Here is a 16,994-nt window from a genome sequence, read left to right on the forward strand (position 1 = left end):
TCGTTCAGAAATAAGCGTGCGGGTTGAGCGGCTTCTCGGCAATGGGTTGGAGAATATCCCAGTGCTCGACAATCTTGCCGTGCTTCAACCGATAGATGTCCGCCACCGTACCGCCATTGCCCTGCGCCCCGGCGCGGCCATGGAGGTGGATCACGGCCATATCGCCATCGACGACGATCCGCTTGATCTCGAAGCGCGAGCCTTCCTGCCGGAACATCGGCTCGAGAGCGGCAATCGCCGCTTCGCGGCCATCAAGGATGTTGGCGTTGTGCTGGATATAGTCCGATGCGACGTAGCGTTTGAAGGCAGCGCGCACGTCGCGCTCGCCATAGAACAGGCGCGCGAACGCCGTGATCACCGCGCGGTTGCGCTCGGTCAGCGAACGCGTCGACTTGGCAGCGGCTGGTGCGGCCAGCAGCATGGCCATGGCCAGGAACGCGGCGATGGTGCGGACGGGTTTCATGCGAGGGCGGCTTCAGCGATGCGCCGATAGATGCGGGTGAGGACTTCAAGGTCCTCCACTACAACCGCCTCGTCGGTCTTGTGCATCGTGGCGTTGGTCAGGCCGAACTCGATCACCGGGCACAGCGCGCGCAGGAAGCGGGCGTCCGAAGTGCCGCCGGTGGTGGAGAGTTCAGGCGCGAGGCCGGTTTCCGCCTCGACCGCAGCGGCAACCAGCGCCGATTGCGCGCCGGGCAGCGTGATGAACGCCTCACCGTGCAAAGTGGCGCGCACTTCGGTGCGGTGCCTTGCGGCGATTTCGGTCACGCGGTCCACCAGCGCCTGCCCGATGTGGTGATCGTTGTAGCGGATCGAAAGCCGCGCGCGGGCCTCGGCCGGGATCACGTTGGTGGCGCGGTTGCCGACGTCGAGATCGGTGATCTCGAGGTTCGAGGGCTGGAACCATTCGCTGCCTTCATCGAGCACCAGCCCGTCAAGCTCCGCCAGCAAGGCAACAAGGCGCGGGATCGGATTGTCCGCAAGGTGCGGATAGGCGACGTGGCCCTGCGCGCCCTTGGCGGTGAGCCACATGTTGACCGAGCCGCGCCGCCCGATCTTGGCCATGTCGCCCAGTCGGTGGACCGAGGTCGGCTCGCCCACGAGGCAAAAATCGGGGATCGCGCCAATCTCGCGCATGTGCGCGATCAGCGGCACCGTGCCGTATTTCGCGGGGCCTTCCTCATCGCCGGTGATGATGAAGCTGATCGTGCCAGCCTCCGCCGGGATCTGCTCCACCGCACAGACCATCGCGGCAATCGCCCCCTTCATGTCAACCGCGCCGCGCCCGTAAAGGACTTTGCCGCCGGGCACCTCGCGCACATCGGCGGTAAAGGGCGCGCTGCTCCAGCCCTCCCCCGGCGGGACGACATCGAGGTGCCCGGCAAAGGCGAAGTGGCGGCTGCCCGGCGGGCCCTGGCGGATCGCGAAGAGGTTTTCGACCGGGCCTTCGGGCGGCTCTCCGGCAAGGAAGCGGTGGACCGCGAAGCCCAGCGGCGCGAGCATCGCTTCCATCACATCAAACACGGTGCCGGTGGCAGGGGTGACGCTGGGCGCCTCGATCAGGGCAGCGGTGCGGGAAAGTACGTCAGACATGGTCTGGCGTTAGACCAGCACGGGGGGCGTGGGAAGCACCCTGCGGGGCCGATCAGACCCCGGCCGCCGCATCGAACTGCGGGATGGCCCAAGGCTCTTCAGCGGCGGCCCCGCGCCATGCCTCAAGCCATTCGTGGTCCCAAACAGCATCCATATAGGCCGCGGCAAAGCCCGGAACCGGTACGCCATACTGGCGAAAGCGCACCACCACGGGCGCGTAGAAAATGTCCGCCGCGCCGAACGTGCCGAACAGGAACGGGCCGCCCTGCCCGAAGCGCGCGCGGGCCTGCGCCCACAAGGTGAGGATGCGATCGACATCGGCGCGCACGGCGGGGCTGAGCGGCTTGGCGATCGGCGCCATGCGCAAGTTGAAGGGCAGTTCGCTGCGCAGCGCGTGGAAACCGGCGTGCATTTCCGCCACGAGCGCGCGGGCCATGCCGCGCGGCGCATCCGCCTTGGGCCAGAAGCGATCCCGCCCGACTTTGTCCGCGAGGATTTCGAGGATCGCGAGGCTGTCCCACACGACGCCCTCACCACCGCCCTCTTCGGTCCACAGCACCGGCACTTTGCCCGCTGAGGGGGCGAGTGTGGGAATGGCGCCTTTGGCCTCGTCCCAGTTGCCGACGTAGAGCGGCACCACCTCGGTTTCGAATGCAAGGCCGGACTGCCGGGCGGCGAGCCAGCCGCGCAGCGACCAGCTGGAATAGGAGCGGTTGCCAATGACGAGCTTCATGGCCGGAATGCCTAAGCGTTCGGCGCGCGTCTGTCGAGGTAAGCAGGTGGGGCCATAAGGTTAGTTTTCTCCGCACCGGGCAGGCGCAATCGCGCGGATGGCCGATGCAACGCGGGGACAAGGCCGCATCCGCCACAAGGCTTCATGGCAAGAACGGCTGATACGCCTGACGAACTGCCCCACGGGCAGCCCGGGATTCCCCGCGATGATCCTGTGCGCCGTCCGTTGTTGGTCGAGCAGTTCCTGCGGCTGCGCCGCCAATTACCGCCGATGTACCTTATCCTGACGATGAACGCGGCCACGCTGGCCTATACCCACACCGGCTTTGCCCCGCGCTGGATTTCAGTGTGGTTGCCAGGCGCGCTCATCACGATGTGCCTCCTGCGGCTTATTCAATGGCTGCGTCCGATCGACGAGGACGGGGTAACCGAGGCGTTTGCGCGCAAGATGCTGCAGCAGATCGAGTTCATGGCAGCGATATTCGCGGCAGGATTCGTGTCATGGGCGCTGGTGCTCGATCAGTATGGCGGGTCTGCCGAGCATGGCCATGTGACGGTGTTCGTGGCGATCACGGTGATGGGCTGCATTTTCTGCCTGACGTACCTGCCGCGCGCGGCGCACATTGTCTCCTATATCGTGCTGGGGGTATTCCTTACCTATTGCCTGGCCAGCGGCACGATCACGCTGGCGGCGATGGCGCTCAATATCCTGCTGGTCGGGCTGGTGGTGCTCAAGGTGCTGCGCGATTCGTTCGGATCGTTCACCGCGCTGGAGGATTCGCAGGCGGAATTGCAGCAGGAACGCGCCGCAGCCCAGCGGCTGGCCGAAGAAAACGCGCGGCTGGCCCATTCCGATCCGCTGACCGGCCTGCCCAACCGGCGCTATTTCTTCGCGCGGCTCGATGCTCTGCTCGCACGCGGCGCGGATGCGCCCCCGTTCTGCATCGGCGTGATCGATCTCGACCGGTTCAAGCCGATCAACGACGTTCACGGCCACGCGCAGGGCGACCGGCTGCTGCAAGTGATCGGCGAGCGGCTGCGCGGCGCGAGCGGGCCGGAAGCGGTGATCGCCCGGCTGGGCGGCGACGAATTCGGCCTGATCATCGAAGGCACGCTGGAAGCGGCGGAAGCGATGGGCACATGGCTGTGCGAACTGGTGCAGCAGCCGGTCCCGCTGGGTGATCTGGTCGTTTCCGTCGGCTGTTCTGGCGGGCTGGCCGCCTGGCCCGAAGCCGGCGGACGCGCGCACGATCTGTTCGACCGCGCAGACTTCGCGCTCTACCACGCAAAGAAGGCGCGGCGCGGCGGGGTGGTGCGGTTCTCGGCGGAGCTGGAGCGAATCATCCGCTCCGAACAGGCACTGGAAGCCGCCTTGCAAAGCGCGGACCTGACGCGCGAGCTGGCAATGGTTTATCAGCCCGTCGTGCGCACCCGCACGATGAGAATGATAGGCGTGGAAGCCCTGGCGCGCTGGGAATCGCCAACGCTCGGCGCGGTGGCGGCGGAACTGCTGTTCTCGACTGCCGAGCGGCTGGGGATGGCGCGGACGGTGACGCTGGCCGCGTTTGACCGCGTGCTGGCAGATTGGCCCCGCCTGCCACGGGACCAACGGCTCTCCTTCAACCTTGCCCCGACCGACATTGCCGATCCGGGCACAGTCACCGCGCTGATGGATCGGATAGCGCGCAGCAGGATCGATGCGACACGGCTGGTGTTCGAGATCACCGAGACATCGCTGATCGGCGATTTCGACGTTGCCCGCGCGGCGCTGGAGCGGCTGCGGACTTGCGGGGCGATGATCGCGCTGGACGATTTCGGCACGGGCTATTCCAGCCTCAGCACGCTGCACATGCTGCCGATCGACATCATCAAGATTGACCGCAGCTTCGCAGAGCGGCTGGACGATGCCGAAGGGCGGCGGCTGGTGCGCGCAATTTTCAACCTCACAAGTTCGCTCAACCTCGAATGCGTGTTCGAAGGGATCGAGACCGAGATGCAGCTGATGGAAGCGACGCTCGCGGGCTTCCACTACGCGCAAGGCTATTTCATCGAACGGCCGATTGCGCTGGACGTGCTGCTGGAGCAGCGCATGCGCCAGAACGCGGCCTGATCGTTCAGATCGCCGCATCCTCCAGGATGGCGGCGCGCAGTTCGGCAATGCCCATCTTGAGCTCGGACGAAGTGACGTGGACCACCGGATAAGCCGCCGTGCGCTTGCGCGCCGCCGCTTCGGTGCGGGCGATGGTGGCGGCAAGTTCGCTCGCCTTGATCTTGTCCGCCTTGGTCAGCACCACCCGGTAGCCGACAGCGGCTTCATCGAGCATCTGCATCATGTCCTCGTCCACCGCCTTGATGCCGTGGCGCGCATCGATGAGCAGCAGCGTGCGCTTGAGCACGACGCGGCCGCGCAGGAAATCCCGCACCAGCCGCCGCCACTGTTCGGTGACCGACGGCGGCGCCTTGGCAAAGCCATAGCCCGGCATGTCGACAAGGCGGATCTGCGCGGGTTCGCCCACCTCGAAAAAATTGAGTTCCTGCGTGCGGCCCGGCGTGACTGAAGTGCGCGCGATCGAATTGCGGCCGGTCAGCGCGTTAAGCAGCGAGGACTTGCCGACGTTGGAGCGGCCCGAAAACGCAATTTCGGGCACCTCCGGATCGGGCAGGAACTTGAGCGCAGGCGCGGACTTGAGGAACGTGACCGGCCCGGCAAACATGCGCCGCGCCCGTTCTTCCAGCTCGGCGCGTGCCGCAGCTTCCGCTTCGTTGTTCTCGCTCATCGTGCTTTGGGCTTGCGCGGTGTGGACTTCTGATCGCGCGCGACGGAGCGATCAATATCGAGCTGGTCCTTGCTGGCCTGCGCCGAGAGCTGCGGGTGCTTGCTGTAAAGATACTTCTGCTGCGCGATGGTGAGCAGGTTAGACGTGATCCAGTAGATCAGCAGCCCCGCCGCGAACGGCGCCATCACGAACATCATCATCCACGGCATCAGGCTCATCACCTGCTGCTGCGCCGGGTCCATCGCCGCAGGTTGCAGCTTGAACTGCGCCCACATCGTCACGCCCAGCAGGATCGCCAGCACGCCGATGGCAAGGAACGAAGGCGGCGTGAACGGCAGCAGGCCAAACAGATTGAGCACATGCAGCGGATCGGGCGCGGACAAGTCCTTGATCCAGCCATAGAAGGGCTGGTGGCGCATTTCGATGGTGAGCACGAGCACCTTGTAGAGCGCGAAGAACACCGGGATCTGCAGGAAGATCGGCAGGCAGCCCGCCAGCGGATTGACGCCTTCCGCCTTGTAGAGCGCCATGATTTCCTGCTGCTGCTTCTGCTTGTCGTCCTTGAAGCGTTCCTGGATGATCTTGAGCTTGGGCTGGATCGCGCGCATCGCCGCCATCGAGGCGAACTGGCGCTGGGCCACCGGGAACATGATGCCGCGCACGATCAGCGTGAGCAGGATGATCGCGAGGCCGAAGTTGTGCACCGCGCGGAACAGCGAATCGAGCAGCCAGAAGATCGGCTTCTCGAACCAGCGGAACCAGCCCCAATCGATCGAGAGCGAGAGGTTGGTCACCCCCTGCTTCTCGTAAGCCTCAAGGACGTTGTTTTCCTTGGCCCCGGCGAAGAGGCGCACGGTCTGCGTGGCGGTCTGCCCCGGGGCGATGGTGGCCACCGGATAGATCAGGTCTGCGCGGAAGATATCGCCGCCGATATTGCGGAAATCGCCCTTGGGCTTCACCGCATTGCCCGCGACATCCGGGACCAGCGCGGAAAGCCAGTAGATGTCGGTAAAGCCGATCCAGTTAGCCGATCCTGCGGGGCTGACCGCGCCCGCCGTCTTCACATCCGCGTAGTTGTTGTCGAACGTGACGGCGCCATCGAACGCCGCGATGGGGCCGGAATGGACGTTCCACGTATCGAGACTGGCCGTGCGATCGGTGCGGTTGACCAGCGCGAAAGGCTTGACCGCGATAGGCGCACCGCCTGCATTGCTGACCGTCTGCGTGAGCGTGAGCATGTAGTCCGCATCGATCGCATAGCGGATCGCGAAGGTCTGGCCGGTGGGGTTGGTCCACTTGAGCGTGACCGGGGTTGCGGGCGTAAGCTTCGCGCCATCGGCCTGCCACATCGTGTCCGGCCCCGGCGCGGCCACGCCGTTCTGGCCGATCCAGCCAGCCTGCGCATAGTGCTGCGCAGGCGTTCCGGCGGGCGAGAACAGGCGCACGGGCGGGCCGTTCTTGTCCAGCGTCTCACGGTGGCGGGCGAGCGTGAGGTCATCGACGAGGCCGCCGAGGAGATTGATCGAGCCCTTCAGCCCCGGCGCATCGATCGCGACGCGGTGACCGGCGGCCAGCGCCTGCGCCAGATCCTGTTTTTCCAGCGCGACATCTGCCGGAGCCTGCAGGCCGCCTTCGCGCGTGGGCTTGAGCGTGGGGGACGCGGCGGGGGCATTGCCGGAAGCGGCAGGCGCTGCGGCATTGGCGGCAGGCTTGGCGGGCGCGGGGTAATAATACCGCATGCCCACGTCCCAGCCGACCAGCATCAGGGCCATGAGCACCATCGCCAGGATCACGTTACGCTGATTTTCCACTCTGCCTCGCGTCGTAAAATCTTGGTGCCCGAACGAGCGTCAGGGCACCGGCCCTAGGGAACAGGATCGTAGCCGTGACCGCCCCAAGGATGGCAGCGCAATAGCCGCTTCACTGTCAGCCAACCACCCTTAATCGCACCGTGCTTGCCCAGTGCCTCGATCGCATAGTGCGAGCAGGATGGGCTGAAGCGGCAGGAGGGCGGGAGTACCGCCGATGGGCCGAGTTGCCATAGCCGGACCAGCACGATGAGGAGGCGACGGATCACCGGTTTCTGCCCTTGCCCTTTGGACCGGGCCGACGCGGCGGATCGCCTTTGCCGGCGGCGGCGCGGGCGAGTGCGGCTTCGAGTTCCTGACGCAGGACCGCAAAATTGCGTTCGATGCCGTTTTCCCGCCCGATCAGCACATGGTCTGCTCCGGCGATGCCTTGCATTGGCAGGATTTCCCGCGCCAGTGCGCGCAGGCGGCGTTTCATGCGGTTGCGCGCAACCGCATTACCGATCCGCTTGGTAACGGTGACCCCGAAGCGCTGCGACCCATCAGGGCGCGCCAGCGGGTTGACCAAAAGCACGAAACCGGGCCTTGCGACCCGGATTCCGTTGTTCGCGGCGAGGAAATCGACGCGCTTCGCAATGATGCCCGGCCGGTTTCCTGCTGCTCGTGCAGCAGGTTCGGCTGATCCCCCAACCGTTAAACCTTGGGAGATCAGGCCGAGAGCTTCTTGCGGCCGCGGGCGCGGCGAGCGCGGAGCACCTTGCGGCCGCCCGGGGTGGCCGAGCGGGTGCGGAAGCCGTGGCGGCGGGCACGCACGAGGTTGCTGGGCTGGAAAGTGCGCTTCATCGGTCAGCTCTTTTCGTTCGAATCGGTTGAACAGGGCAACGCAAGCAAAGCCCCGCAATCAGAAGCTGGCCGTTACGCCGGGAAGCTGTTTCAGTCAAGCATTGCAGCGCGTCGGCTGACCTACCCGAAACGGGATCTGCGGACTGAGGGCAGAAAAAAGGCCCGGTCGTTGCCAACCGGGCCTGAAAAGTTTGGGAGAGGATGCCTGAAAGGCCATTTTCATATGCAACTACCCCTCCCTCTTCGCAAGTGCGAAATGGGTCATACCGGTTGCAGTTTTTGCAATGAGATCCGTGCAATCCTCGCAAAAACGTGAAATTCATCCCACTAAACAGCGCCATGACTCGATGCGATGCCCGCAATGCCAAAAGCAGATGGGCCTCTGCATTGCGCCGCAACATTCACCAAGGGGCAGGTCTTGCGCTCAATGCGCCAGCAGCAGCGGCACCATCGAGGTATCGAGCAGCGCGCGCGAGACCCCGCCGAGCAACAATTCGCGCAGGCGGCTCTTGCCGAACAGCCCCATCACGATCAGCCCGGCCCCGATCTCGTGCGCTTTGTTCGCGATGGTCACGCCAATCGCGCCGGTCTTGGGCACTTCGTGTACTTCGGCATGGATATCGTGGCGCGATAAGTAGCAGGCAGCGTCCTGCGCGGGGAAGCTGTCTTCGTGTTCGCGCACCATCAGGATGTGCACCGCACTGGCAAGGCGCAGCAGCGGAAGCGCGGCGCGCATCGCGGCGGCGGCTTCATGGCCGCCGTCCCAAGCGAGCAGCACCGGCTTGTCGAACGCCAGCAGCGGCACGCCGCGCGGCAGGGCCAGCACCGGACAGCGCGAACCGAGCGCGACTTCCTCCAGCGCCGGATCATCAAGGCTGGCGACGATGCAATCGGTGAACCGCGCAGCCGCCGCCACGCCCTCGACTCGGCCCTGATCGGTGAGCACCACGTCAAAAGGCACGTCCTCCCGCGCGAGGCGCGCATCGAGATCCCTGCCCAGCTGTTCATCGGCAGCGCGGACTTCATTGATCACTTCGGCGGACAGCGCCGCACCGCCGAACGGTTCCCACACCGCCATCTGCGCAAACGGCGTGGCGATCTGGAAGGAAACATGGCCGCGCATGGCCCGGGCAAGGGCCAGCGCAGTTTCAACCCGGTCGTTGAGCGTGTCGGCAGTGTCCGCTGGGCAGAGAATGGAGCGCATCAGGGTTCTCCTCGGGCTTGTTGTCCTGAACAATGGTACACCCGATCCGGATCGATGCCCAATGATCCACGTCAATTCGCTGACCCTGATTGCTGACCTTGCGCGCGCCGTGCCGAACGCTATGCCGCAAGCCCGGACGACGACAGGGAGCGCAAACGGTGACGCAGCGGACTATTGCGGCAGTAATCTTCGATTTTGGCGGGGTTATCACCTCGTCTCCGTTTGAATCGTTCAATCGACTTGAAGCCGCCCGCGGCCTGCCGCAGGATTTCGTCCGCCGGGTCAACGCCGCCAATCCCGATGACAACGCCTGGGCAAAGTTCGAGCGGGCGGAAATCGGCGCGGCGGAGTTCGATGCGCTGTTCGCTGCAGAGGCGCGCGCGGCGGGGCATGAGCTTGCGGGCGCGGACGTGCTCGCGGTGCTGGCTGGCACAGTGCGCCCGGCCATGGTGCGCGCGCTGGATCAGCTGAAGGATGCCGGATACCGCATCGCGTGCATCACCAACAACGTGCCGACCGGGCACGGAGCAGGATTGGCGCGCAGCCATGACCGCAGCGACGCGCTGGAGCAGATTTTCGCGCGGTTCGAGCACGTGATCGAAAGCAGCAAGGCGGGCGTACGCAAGCCCGATCCGCGCATCTATCTGATGATGTGCGAGAAACTGGGGCTGGAACCTGCCGCCTGCGTCTACCTCGACGATCTGGGCGTGAACTGCAAACCGGCGGCGCAGCTGGGCATGGCAGCGATCAAGGTGACCGGCGAAGCGCAGGCGCTGGCAGATCTTTCCGCGCTGCTCGCGCTGCCGCTGGGGTGACAAGCTGCTCCCACGCGCTAGAGAGGCGGGACGAGACAAAGGAGGCGGACTCGCGTGGCCAAGAAGCTTTATCCCGATGCCGCCAGCGCCCTTGACGGGCTGCTGCGCGATGGATTGCTGGTCGCCTGCGGGGGCTTTGGCCTATGCGGCATTCCCGAACGCCTGATCGATGCCGTGCGCGAATCTGGCGTGAAAGACCTGACTTTCGCCAGCAACAACGCCGGGATCGACAACGAAGGCATCGGCAAGCTGCTGCGCACGCGGCAGGTGAAGAAGATGATCGCCTCCTATGTCGGCGAGAACAAGGAATTCGAGCGCCAGTACCTTTCGGGCGAGCTGGAGGTGGAATTCTCCCCCCAAGGCACGCTGGCCGAGCGGATGCGCGCGGGCGGCGCGGGCATTCCGGGGTTCTACACCAAGACCGGTGTCGGTACGCTGGTGGCCGAGGGCAAGGAAGTTAAGACCTTCAACGGGCAGGAATACATCCTGGAGGAAGGCATCTTCGCCGATCTCGCGCTGGTAAAGGCGTGGAAGGCGGACGAGACCGGCAACGTCGTGTTCCGCAAGACCGCGCGCAACTTCAACGTGCCCGCCGCCACCTGCGGCAAGGTCTGCGTGGTTGAGGTTGAAGAAATCGTGCCCACCGGCAGCCTTGATCCCGATGGCATTCACCTGCCCGGCGTCTACGTCCAGCGCCTGATCGTGGGTTCGCCCTATGACAAGAAGATCGAGTTCCGCACGGTTCGCAACACGGATGTCGGCTGATGACCAAGCATGATGGATTGAGCACGGGCTGGACCCGCGACCAGATGGCCGCCCGCGCCGCGCGCGAGCTGCAGGACGGCTTCTATGTGAACCTCGGTATCGGAATCCCGACGCTGGTGGCGAACCACATTCCCGAAGGCATGACCGTCACGCTCCAGAGCGAGAACGGCATGCTCGGCATCGGGCCCTTCCCGCTGGAAGGCGAGGAAGACGCCGATCTCATCAATGCCGGCAAGCAGACGATCAGCGAACTGCCGCAATCAGCCTATTTCGATAGCGCGCAGTCTTTCGCGATGATCCGCGGCGGGCACATCGATCTCACCGTGCTGGGCGCGATGGAAGTGGCCGAGAACGGCGACATCGCCAACTGGATGGTGCCCGGCAAGATGATCAAGGGCATGGGCGGCGCGATGGACCTCGTCGCCGGCGTGAAGAAGATCATCGTGGTGATGGAGCACTGCGCCAAAGACGGCAGCCCCAAGTTCATCCCCGCCTGCACTCTGCCGCTGACCGGCAAGGGCGTGGTCGACATAGTGATCACCGATCTTGCTGTCTTCGCGCGGCCCGATCACGCCTCGCCGTTCAAGCTGCTGGAACTGGCGCCCGGCGTGAGCGCCGAAGACCTGCGCGCCAAGACCACTGCGCATTACGTGGAGTAGCCCCATGGCCTATACCCTCATCACCGCGAACCGGAACTATTCGAGCTGGTCGCTGCGCCCGTGGATGCTGATGAAGGGTCTGGGCATTGCCTTCGCGGACCGGATCGAGCCGTTCACCAAGCCTGCGAACTACGAAGAGTTCCGCGCGTTCTCGCCCACGGGGCAGGTGCCGGTGCTGCTGGATGGGGAAACCACGGTGTGGGATTCGCTCGGCATCGCGCTTTATCTGGCGGACCGGCACGAAGGTGTCTGGCCGGCTGATCCGGCAGCGCGGGCCTTTGCCCAATGCGCCGTTACCGAAATGCACGGCGGCTTTTCCGCGCTGCGCAATGATTGCACCATGAACGTGGGCGTGCGCGTGAAGCCGCGCCCGATGCGCGCTGCACTGCTGCGCGATGTGGCGCGGGTGCGCGAGATCTTCGAGCAGGGCCTCGCGCGCTTTGGCGGGCCGTGGCTGGCAGGCGATACGTTCACGGCGCTCGATGCGTTCTATGCGCCGGTGGCCTATCGCATCCGCACCTATGGCCTTTATGTCGGTGCAGGGCAGGCATGGGTGGACCACATGCTCGCCCATCCCGCCATGCAGGAATGGGAAGCAGCGGCGCTGGCCGAGGATTGGCGCGAGGCGAGCCACGAGGAAGAGCTCGCCGCAGCGGGCGAGATCGTGGCGGATTACCGCAGGACTTAGGGCCGCAGGGCTTAGTGCTTTTCGTCCGCCTTCTCGCGGGCATTCAAGTCCGCCCAGAGGCCCTCGGTGCCCGCCTCCATCGCATGGTTCACATATTGCGAGGCGGCGAGCCAGCCCTTGAAAGGGCGCATGGATGCCACGCAGCCCAGAACAAGAACTGGCACCGAGGTCAGCGCATGAATCCACCACGGTGGATCGAACTTCACCTGCACATAGACCACCACGAACACCAGCGGCAGCGCGGTGAGGCACAGCGCGAAGAAGGCCGGGCCGTCGTCGGTCTGCGCATAGCTGAAATCGAGGCCGCAATGGTCGCAGGTCTTTGCCAGCTTGAGCCAGCCTGCGAACATGTGCCCTTCGCCGCAGCGCGGGCATTTGCCGCGCCAGCCGCAGCGCACAATCCAGGCAAGCTTCGGGTTGGAAATCAGGGCCATGGGAAGGCCGTTAGACCTCAGGCGAGCCTGCGGCAATCGCTTTAGTGATCAGCGGCAGCCGCCATTTGCGGCGCGCTCGTTGCAGCAGGCTTGCCCGCCTTGACGAAGAACAGCACCGGGATCGAAGCCCAGCAGAGCAGGCCCATCAGGTAGAAATCGTTGAGATAGCCGACCATCGCCGCCTGCTTGTTGACCATGCCATCGACCATGCGCATCCCCGCCTCTGACAAGCCGCCATAGGCCGTGATCCGGTCGAGATCGAACGGCACGCTCATCCGCGTGATCTGGGCGCCCATTTCCGCGTGGTTCACCTGCATGCTGCGCGCGAGCATGAAGGTGCAGACCGCAATCCCGATCGAGGCGCCGATCGAGCGCATCAGGTTGGTGAGCCCGGCAGCATCGGTGCGCAGCTCTTGCGGAAGCGTGGCGAAGGCGATCAGATTGACCGGCATGATCGTGAAGCTGATCCCCACGCCCTGAAGAAGGCCGGTCAGGAAGATCGGCAGCATCGGCATGTCCGGCGACCAGCCCGACATCAGCCACAGCGACCAGCCCGAAAGCCCCATGCCGATGGTGAGCGCGATGCGCGGGTCCATCTTCGTGATCCAGCGGCCCAGCAGCGAGATCGTTGCCAGCAGGCCCAGCCCGCGTGGGGCCAGCAGCCAACCGGCATCGACCGCCGGATAGCCATAGATGCCCTGCAGCAGGCCCGGCAGCAGCGCCAGCACTGCCATCATCACGCAGCCGATCAGGAACATGAAGACGAGGCTGGCGACGAAATTGGCATCGGCAAACAGCCGCCCCGGAAACAGCGGACGCTCGGTGGTGAACAGATGCACCACCGCCATCCAGCCGGTGCAGGCCCAGATCACCCCGTAGAGCACGACTTCCGGACTGCCGAACCAATCCTGCGAAGGGCCGCGATCGAGCATGAGCTGGAACGAGGCGAGCGCGAGGGCAACGAGCAGCCAGCCGGTCATGTCGATCGGGCGGCGGATGGCGGGGACCCGCGGCAGCAGCCACCACAGCACGAGGCCCGAGGCGATCCCGATGGGCACATTGATGAAAAACACCCAGCGCCAAGAATAGCTTTCGGTGATGTAGCCGCCGAGCAGCGGCCCGGCGATGGGGCCAAGCATGACGCCTTGGGTGAACAGCGCCATCATTTTCGGCCGTTCCTCCGCGCTGCTGGCGTTGAGCATCACCGTCTGCGCGAACGGCGAAAGGAACGCGCCGCCCACCCCTTGGATCACACGGAATGCGACCATCTGTTCAAGGTTCTGCGCAAGGCCGCACAGGATCGAAGCGGAGGTGAACGCAACGACCGACAACGTGAACACAAGGCGGATGCCGAACCGATCGACCAGCCAGCCGCCCAGCGGCAGCGCCACGGCAGAGGCGAGCACATAGCTGGTCAGCACCCAGCTGATGGTTTCCTGCGTGGCCGAGAGCGAGGCCTCCATATGCGGCAGGGCAACGTTCGCGATGGTGGTATCCAGCACCTGCATGATCATCGCCGCCATCACCGCGGTGAACAGCAGCGGGCGGTGCTTGACCAGCATTGCCGGCTGCTGCGCCTGCTTACTTGCTCCCGACATGCACCGTCACGTTCGCACTCAGGCCGGCGATCAGCGGCCTGTCCCCGCTCGACGAATCGATGGCGATGCGCACCGGCACGCGCTGCGTTACCTTGACCCAGTTGCCGGTGGCGTTCTGCGCGGGCAGCACTGAAAACTCCGAGCCGGTGCCCGCGCCAATGCTATCGACATGGCCCTTGAGCGTGAGGCCGGGGTAGGCATCGAGCTTCACTTCGGCAGGCTGGCCGGGGCGCATGCGGGCAAGATCAGTTTCCTTGAAGTTCGCCTCCACCCGCGCCCCGCCCGCACGGACGATGGAGAGCATCGGCACGCCGGTGAACACCATCTGGCCGACCTGCAGGCGATTGACCTGGGTGACGCGGCCCGAGACCGGCGCGCGCACAACGGTGCGCGTCAGATCGAGTGCAGCCTTGGCGCGCATGGCCTGCGCCGCGGCGACATGCGGATTGAGCCCGGGCACTTGTGCACCGGTCGCGAGCTGCGCGCGGGCCTTGTTCACTTCGGCACCGACTGCAGCCAGCCGGTCCCGCGCGGAAGCGACCGCGTGCTGCGCTTCATCCATCCGGGCGCGGGTGTTGAAGCCCCGGTCCGAGAGCGCCTTTTCGCGCGCGTACTGCGCCTCGGCCAGAGCGAGATCGTCGCGCGCGCCGGCAAGATTGGCGGCATTGGCACCGACATCGGCGGAAAGCGCGGTCACATTGGCCTGCGCGGCGGCGATCTGGGCATCGGCCTGGCGAATCGCCACGTCGAACGAGGAGGGATCGATGCGGAACAGCACATCGCCCGCCTTGACCTGCTGGTTCTCGCGCACGTTCACCGCCACGACGAGGCCGTTCACTTCGCCGCCGATCGAGACGATGTCCTGCTTCATGTAGGCATTGTCGGTCGAGACTTCGCCGGGGCTGCCGAACCACCACAGGAGCGTGCCACCGACGACAAGCGCGGGAACGAGCAGCAGGACGACGAGCCGCAACCGCTTCGCGCGGGTGGCCTTGCGGCGCTCTGCAACCGCAACGTCTGCGGCGGCGGGCTTGAAGGGATCGGCCTCAGCCATGAGCGAGGGCTCCTTCGGCCAAAGTTGGTTCGTGTGCCTTTTCCGGCGGCGCTTCATCGAGCAGATTGGCGCGAACGCGTTCGAGCAAGGCGAGCAGCAGCGCGCTTTCCTCGGGCGCAAAGCCTTGCAGCGCTTCGTCGAACACATCGGTGGCGCAGGTGAACAGTTCATCGAGCAGCGGTATGGCCGCATCCGTCAGGAACATGCGCCAGGCGCGCCGATCATTGGGATCGGCCCGGCGCTCGACCATGCCGGCCTTCTCCAGCCGGTCGATCATCCGGCCCGCCGTGATCGCCTCCACTTCGAGCCACTGCGCCAGCGCACCCTGGTTGATCCCCGGCGTGCGGCGTAGCGCCGCCAGCATGCGCCACTGCGGCCCGGTGACCCCGAAGCGGCGGCTGACGACATCGAAGCGCTTGCGCAGCAGGCGGCTGACGTCCGAGGTCAGGAAGGCGATGTTGTTCTGCATAAGCGCGCACATAATAGCCATGCTTATAATAGTCAAACTTGGCTAAAAGGACAGGTCGGCCGTTTCGTCTCGCCCTTTGTTCCCTTCGACAAGCCAAATGGTCCCGGCTAGACGGTGGGGTAAAAGGGGAAAAGTGAATGGGCGAAGGGGTGCTGGATAGCGGTCCGGGCGGCGACAAGGCCAGCCTGTCCTCGCGCTTGGTGAAGCGCGCTTTGCTGGGTTTCTACCGGATGCAGGGCTGGAAAGCGGTCGGCACGCCGCCCCCGGGCGGGCGCTATGTCATCATCGCCGCGCCGCACACGTCCAACTGGGATTTCGTCTATTTCCTCGGGCTGGTGAACGAACTGGGGATCGACGCGCATTTCATGGCGAAGGACAGCTTGTTCCGCTGGCCGATGGGCGGCTTCATGCGTGATATGGGCGGGATATCGATCGATCGTTCGGCGCGGCACAACGTGGTCGATGCGATGGTCGCTGAATTTGCCCGGCGCGATCATTTTGCCCTGACCATCGCGCCCGAAGGCACGCGCAGCGCGGTGGCCCAGTGGCGCACGGGCTTCTATCATATCGCGCTGGCCGCACAGGTGCCGATGGTGGTCGGACTGATGGACTATGGCCGCAAGACCGGCGGCCTTGGCCCGGCGATCATGCCGACGGGCGATTACAAAGCCGACATGCAGCAGGTCGCCGAAATCTACCAGAGCGTGACGCCGAAGCACCCGGAACGCGGGATCAAGGACTTTGCGAGGATGTTCGATGCTTGAAGGCCTTCCGGAAGCGATGCTGATCAATGCGCTGGCGCTGGCGGTGATGATGGCGCTGCTCGCGCGCGCGGCAGCACGGATCGGCGATGTCAGCTTCATCGATGCGGTGTGGGGCGGCGCGATGGCCGTGCTGGCGGCTTCGGCCTGGGCGCAGGCGGCAGACAAAGGCCCGCGCGCCAGCCTGATCGCGGCGATGGCGGTGATCTGGGGCGCGCGGCTGGGCTGGCATCTCTACACCCGCTGGCGCGCGCATGGCGAAGACGTACGCTACGCCAGAATGCTGGGCAAGGCGCGCAAGGCGGGCAAGTATGGCGCGGCGGCCGCGCAAGTCTTCGCGGTGCAAGCGGTGCTGCTTTATGTGACGTGCCTGCCCGCGCAATTGGGCGTGCTGGCCAGCGGCAATGCCGCAATCGGGCCGCTAGCCATGGCAGGCGGCGCGCTGTGGCTCTTGGGTTTCAGCTTTGAAACCATCGGCGATGCGCAGCTCACCCGATTTCGCGCCGACCCCGCCAGCAAGGGCAAGGTTCTGGATACCGGGCTGTGGCGCTATACCCGCCATCCCAATTATTTCGGCGATGCCTGCGTGTGGTGGGGCATCTGGCTGGCAGCAAGCGAGGCGGGTCTGCCGATTGCGCTGGCTTCGCTGGCAGGGCCGGTGTTCCTGACTTTCACGCTCACCCGCTGGTCGGGCAAGCCACTGCTGGAAAAGGGCCTCGTGCAGCGGCGGCCGGACTATGCCGAATACGTCCGCCGCACTTCGGGCTTCATTCCCTGGCCGCCGAAGCGCTAGA

The 16,994-nt window shown here is 65.2% G+C and carries 20 protein-coding genes; 7 read left to right on the forward strand and 13 right to left on the reverse strand.

Translation table 11 applies throughout. From position 1 onward, the window contains the following. Window positions 1-4 precede the first annotated feature (4 nt). From CFE35_RS17320 to CFE35_RS17330, 3 genes are read right to left on the reverse strand one after another with little or no spacing between them, the layout of a single operon-like run. The gene (locus CFE35_RS17320) at window positions 5-463 is read right to left on the reverse strand and encodes a nuclear transport factor 2 family protein (RefSeq protein WP_292932460.1); all 459 of its coding nucleotides are present in this window, start codon (window positions 461-463) and stop codon (window positions 5-7) included. Continuing rightward, window positions 460-1,593: a succinyl-diaminopimelate desuccinylase gene (dapE, locus tag CFE35_RS17325; RefSeq protein WP_292932461.1), complete on the reverse strand. Its 1,134-nt coding sequence runs from the start codon at window positions 1,591-1,593 to the stop codon at window positions 460-462. Before dapE ends, CFE35_RS17320 begins: the two co-directional genes overlap by 4 nt. Window positions 1,594-1,645: 52 nt before the next feature. Next, window positions 1,646-2,326 carry a glutathione S-transferase gene (locus CFE35_RS17330; RefSeq protein ID WP_292932463.1) on the reverse strand — a complete coding sequence of 227 codons (681 nt, stop codon included), beginning with the start codon at window positions 2,324-2,326 and terminating at the stop codon, window positions 1,646-1,648. 144 nt (window positions 2,327-2,470) lie between these two features. Here CFE35_RS17330 and CFE35_RS17335 point away from each other — a divergent pair, with 144 nt between their 5' ends. Further along, window positions 2,471-4,435, forward strand: coding sequence for an EAL domain-containing protein (locus CFE35_RS17335; RefSeq protein ID WP_292932465.1), 1,965 nt, complete (start codon window positions 2,471-2,473; stop codon window positions 4,433-4,435). A 4-nt stretch (window positions 4,436-4,439) separates the two neighbouring features. Here the strand turns inward: CFE35_RS17335 and yihA are convergent, their stop codons facing one another. The 6 genes from yihA to CFE35_RS17365 form a co-directional block, all read right to left on the reverse strand. Continuing rightward, entirely contained in the window at window positions 4,440-5,102 is a 663-nt protein-coding gene (gene yihA / locus CFE35_RS17340; RefSeq protein WP_292932467.1) for a ribosome biogenesis GTP-binding protein YihA/YsxC, read from the reverse strand. Next, window positions 5,099-6,913, reverse strand: coding sequence for a membrane protein insertase YidC (gene yidC, locus CFE35_RS17345; protein ID WP_292932469.1), 1,815 nt, complete (start codon window positions 6,911-6,913; stop codon window positions 5,099-5,101). Before yidC ends, yihA begins: the two co-directional genes overlap by 4 nt. A gap of 53 nt (window positions 6,914-6,966) precedes the next feature. Next, window positions 6,967-7,179 (reverse strand): membrane protein insertion efficiency factor YidD, encoded by a 213-nt coding sequence (gene yidD / locus CFE35_RS17350; protein WP_292932471.1) that lies wholly within the window; start codon window positions 7,177-7,179, stop codon window positions 6,967-6,969. After that, window positions 7,176-7,622, reverse strand: coding sequence for a ribonuclease P protein component (rnpA, locus tag CFE35_RS17355; RefSeq protein ID WP_366557158.1), 447 nt, complete (start codon window positions 7,620-7,622; stop codon window positions 7,176-7,178). The genes yidD and rnpA overlap by 4 nt, the downstream gene beginning before the upstream one ends. Beyond that, window positions 7,619-7,753 carry a 50S ribosomal protein L34 gene (gene rpmH / locus CFE35_RS17360; protein WP_133721087.1) on the reverse strand — a complete coding sequence of 45 codons (135 nt, stop codon included), beginning with the start codon at window positions 7,751-7,753 and terminating at the stop codon, window positions 7,619-7,621. Before rpmH ends, rnpA begins: the two co-directional genes overlap by 4 nt. Window positions 7,754-8,177: 424 nt before the next feature. Further along, entirely contained in the window at window positions 8,178-8,957 is a 780-nt protein-coding gene (locus CFE35_RS17365) for a universal stress protein (protein WP_292932473.1), read from the reverse strand. Window positions 8,958-9,115: 158 nt separating this feature from the next. On the opposite strand from CFE35_RS17365, the gene CFE35_RS17370 reads away from it, so the two are divergent. Genes CFE35_RS17370 through CFE35_RS17385 form a run of 4 tightly spaced genes read left to right on the forward strand, consistent with a single transcriptional unit; the run spans window position 9,116 to window position 11,884 of the window. After that, entirely contained in the window at window positions 9,116-9,772 is a 657-nt protein-coding gene (locus tag CFE35_RS17370) for an HAD-IA family hydrolase (RefSeq protein WP_292932475.1), read from the forward strand. 54 nt (window positions 9,773-9,826) lie between these two features. Beyond that, on the forward strand, window positions 9,827-10,537 hold the full coding sequence (locus CFE35_RS17375; protein ID WP_292932477.1) for a CoA transferase subunit A: 711 nt from the start codon (window positions 9,827-9,829) through the stop codon (window positions 10,535-10,537). Further along, window positions 10,537-11,196, forward strand: a complete 660-nt coding sequence (locus tag CFE35_RS17380; protein WP_292932478.1) for a CoA transferase subunit B — start codon at window positions 10,537-10,539, stop codon at window positions 11,194-11,196. The genes CFE35_RS17375 and CFE35_RS17380 overlap by 1 nt, the downstream gene beginning before the upstream one ends. 4 nt (window positions 11,197-11,200) lie before the next feature. Continuing rightward, the gene (locus CFE35_RS17385) at window positions 11,201-11,884 is read left to right on the forward strand and encodes a glutathione S-transferase family protein (protein ID WP_292932479.1); all 684 of its coding nucleotides are present in this window, start codon (window positions 11,201-11,203) and stop codon (window positions 11,882-11,884) included. Window positions 11,885-11,895: 11 nt separating this feature from the next. On the opposite strand, the gene CFE35_RS17390 is transcribed toward CFE35_RS17385, so the two are convergent. From CFE35_RS17390 to CFE35_RS17405, 4 genes are read right to left on the reverse strand one after another with little or no spacing between them, the layout of a single operon-like run. Beyond that, on the reverse strand, window positions 11,896-12,318 hold the full coding sequence (locus CFE35_RS17390; protein ID WP_292932480.1) for a DUF983 domain-containing protein: 423 nt from the start codon (window positions 12,316-12,318) through the stop codon (window positions 11,896-11,898). Between the two features lie 41 nt (window positions 12,319-12,359). Continuing rightward, window positions 12,360-13,880 (reverse strand): DHA2 family efflux MFS transporter permease subunit, encoded by a 1,521-nt coding sequence (locus CFE35_RS17395; RefSeq protein ID WP_292932482.1) that lies wholly within the window; start codon window positions 13,878-13,880, stop codon window positions 12,360-12,362. A 19-nt stretch (window positions 13,881-13,899) separates the two neighbouring features. Further along, window positions 13,900-14,970 (reverse strand): HlyD family secretion protein, encoded by a 1,071-nt coding sequence (locus CFE35_RS17400; RefSeq protein ID WP_292932483.1) that lies wholly within the window; start codon window positions 14,968-14,970, stop codon window positions 13,900-13,902. Then, window positions 14,963-15,439, reverse strand: coding sequence for a MarR family transcriptional regulator (locus CFE35_RS17405; protein WP_292932502.1), 477 nt, complete (start codon window positions 15,437-15,439; stop codon window positions 14,963-14,965). Before CFE35_RS17405 ends, CFE35_RS17400 begins: the two co-directional genes overlap by 8 nt. Before the next feature lie 137 nt (window positions 15,440-15,576). Between CFE35_RS17405 and CFE35_RS17410 the strand changes: the two genes are divergently transcribed. Together CFE35_RS17410 and CFE35_RS17415 are read left to right on the forward strand one after the other, a co-directional pair. Then, window positions 15,577-16,203, forward strand: coding sequence for a lysophospholipid acyltransferase family protein (locus CFE35_RS17410; RefSeq protein ID WP_292932504.1), 627 nt, complete (start codon window positions 15,577-15,579; stop codon window positions 16,201-16,203). Continuing rightward, the gene (locus tag CFE35_RS17415) at window positions 16,196-16,993 is read left to right on the forward strand and encodes a DUF1295 domain-containing protein (protein ID WP_292932505.1); all 798 of its coding nucleotides are present in this window, start codon (window positions 16,196-16,198) and stop codon (window positions 16,991-16,993) included. Before CFE35_RS17410 ends, CFE35_RS17415 begins: the two co-directional genes overlap by 8 nt. Window position 16,994 lies beyond the last annotated feature (1 nt).

Source organism: Novosphingobium sp. PASSN1 (assembly GCF_002278815.1).

What these genes read in the sequence shown, in the direction of transcription:
- CFE35_RS17320 (WP_292932460.1), bottom strand. Translation starts at nt 463, where the DNA reads ATGAAACCCGTCCGCACCATCGCCGCGTTCCTGGCCATGGCCATGCTG.
- dapE (WP_292932461.1), bottom strand. Translation starts at nt 1,593, where the DNA reads ATGTCTGACGTACTTTCCCGCACCGCTGCCCTGATCGAGGCGCCCAGC.
- CFE35_RS17330 (WP_292932463.1), bottom strand. Translation starts at nt 2,326, where the DNA reads ATGAAGCTCGTCATTGGCAACCGCTCCTATTCCAGCTGGTCGCTGCGC.
- CFE35_RS17335 (WP_292932465.1), top strand. Translation starts at nt 2,471, where the DNA reads ATGGCAAGAACGGCTGATACGCCTGACGAACTGCCCCACGGGCAGCCC.
- yihA (WP_292932467.1), bottom strand. Translation starts at nt 5,102, where the DNA reads ATGAGCGAGAACAACGAAGCGGAAGCTGCGGCACGCGCCGAGCTGGAA.
- rpmH (WP_133721087.1), bottom strand. Translation starts at nt 7,753, where the DNA reads ATGAAGCGCACTTTCCAGCCCAGCAACCTCGTGCGTGCCCGCCGCCAC.
- CFE35_RS17365 (WP_292932473.1), bottom strand. Translation starts at nt 8,957, where the DNA reads ATGCGCTCCATTCTCTGCCCAGCGGACACTGCCGACACGCTCAACGAC.
- CFE35_RS17380 (WP_292932478.1), top strand. Translation starts at nt 10,537, where the DNA reads ATGACCAAGCATGATGGATTGAGCACGGGCTGGACCCGCGACCAGATG.
- CFE35_RS17385 (WP_292932479.1), top strand. Translation starts at nt 11,201, where the DNA reads ATGGCCTATACCCTCATCACCGCGAACCGGAACTATTCGAGCTGGTCG.
- CFE35_RS17390 (WP_292932480.1), bottom strand. Translation starts at nt 12,318, where the DNA reads ATGGCCCTGATTTCCAACCCGAAGCTTGCCTGGATTGTGCGCTGCGGC.
- CFE35_RS17395 (WP_292932482.1), bottom strand. Translation starts at nt 13,880, where the DNA reads ATGCTGGTCAAGCACCGCCCGCTGCTGTTCACCGCGGTGATGGCGGCG.
- CFE35_RS17400 (WP_292932483.1), bottom strand. Translation starts at nt 14,970, where the DNA reads ATGGCTGAGGCCGATCCCTTCAAGCCCGCCGCCGCAGACGTTGCGGTT.
- CFE35_RS17405 (WP_292932502.1), bottom strand. Translation starts at nt 15,439, where the DNA reads ATGCAGAACAACATCGCCTTCCTGACCTCGGACGTCAGCCGCCTGCTG.
- CFE35_RS17410 (WP_292932504.1), top strand. Translation starts at nt 15,577, where the DNA reads ATGGGCGAAGGGGTGCTGGATAGCGGTCCGGGCGGCGACAAGGCCAGC.
- CFE35_RS17415 (WP_292932505.1), top strand. Translation starts at nt 16,196, where the DNA reads ATGCTTGAAGGCCTTCCGGAAGCGATGCTGATCAATGCGCTGGCGCTG.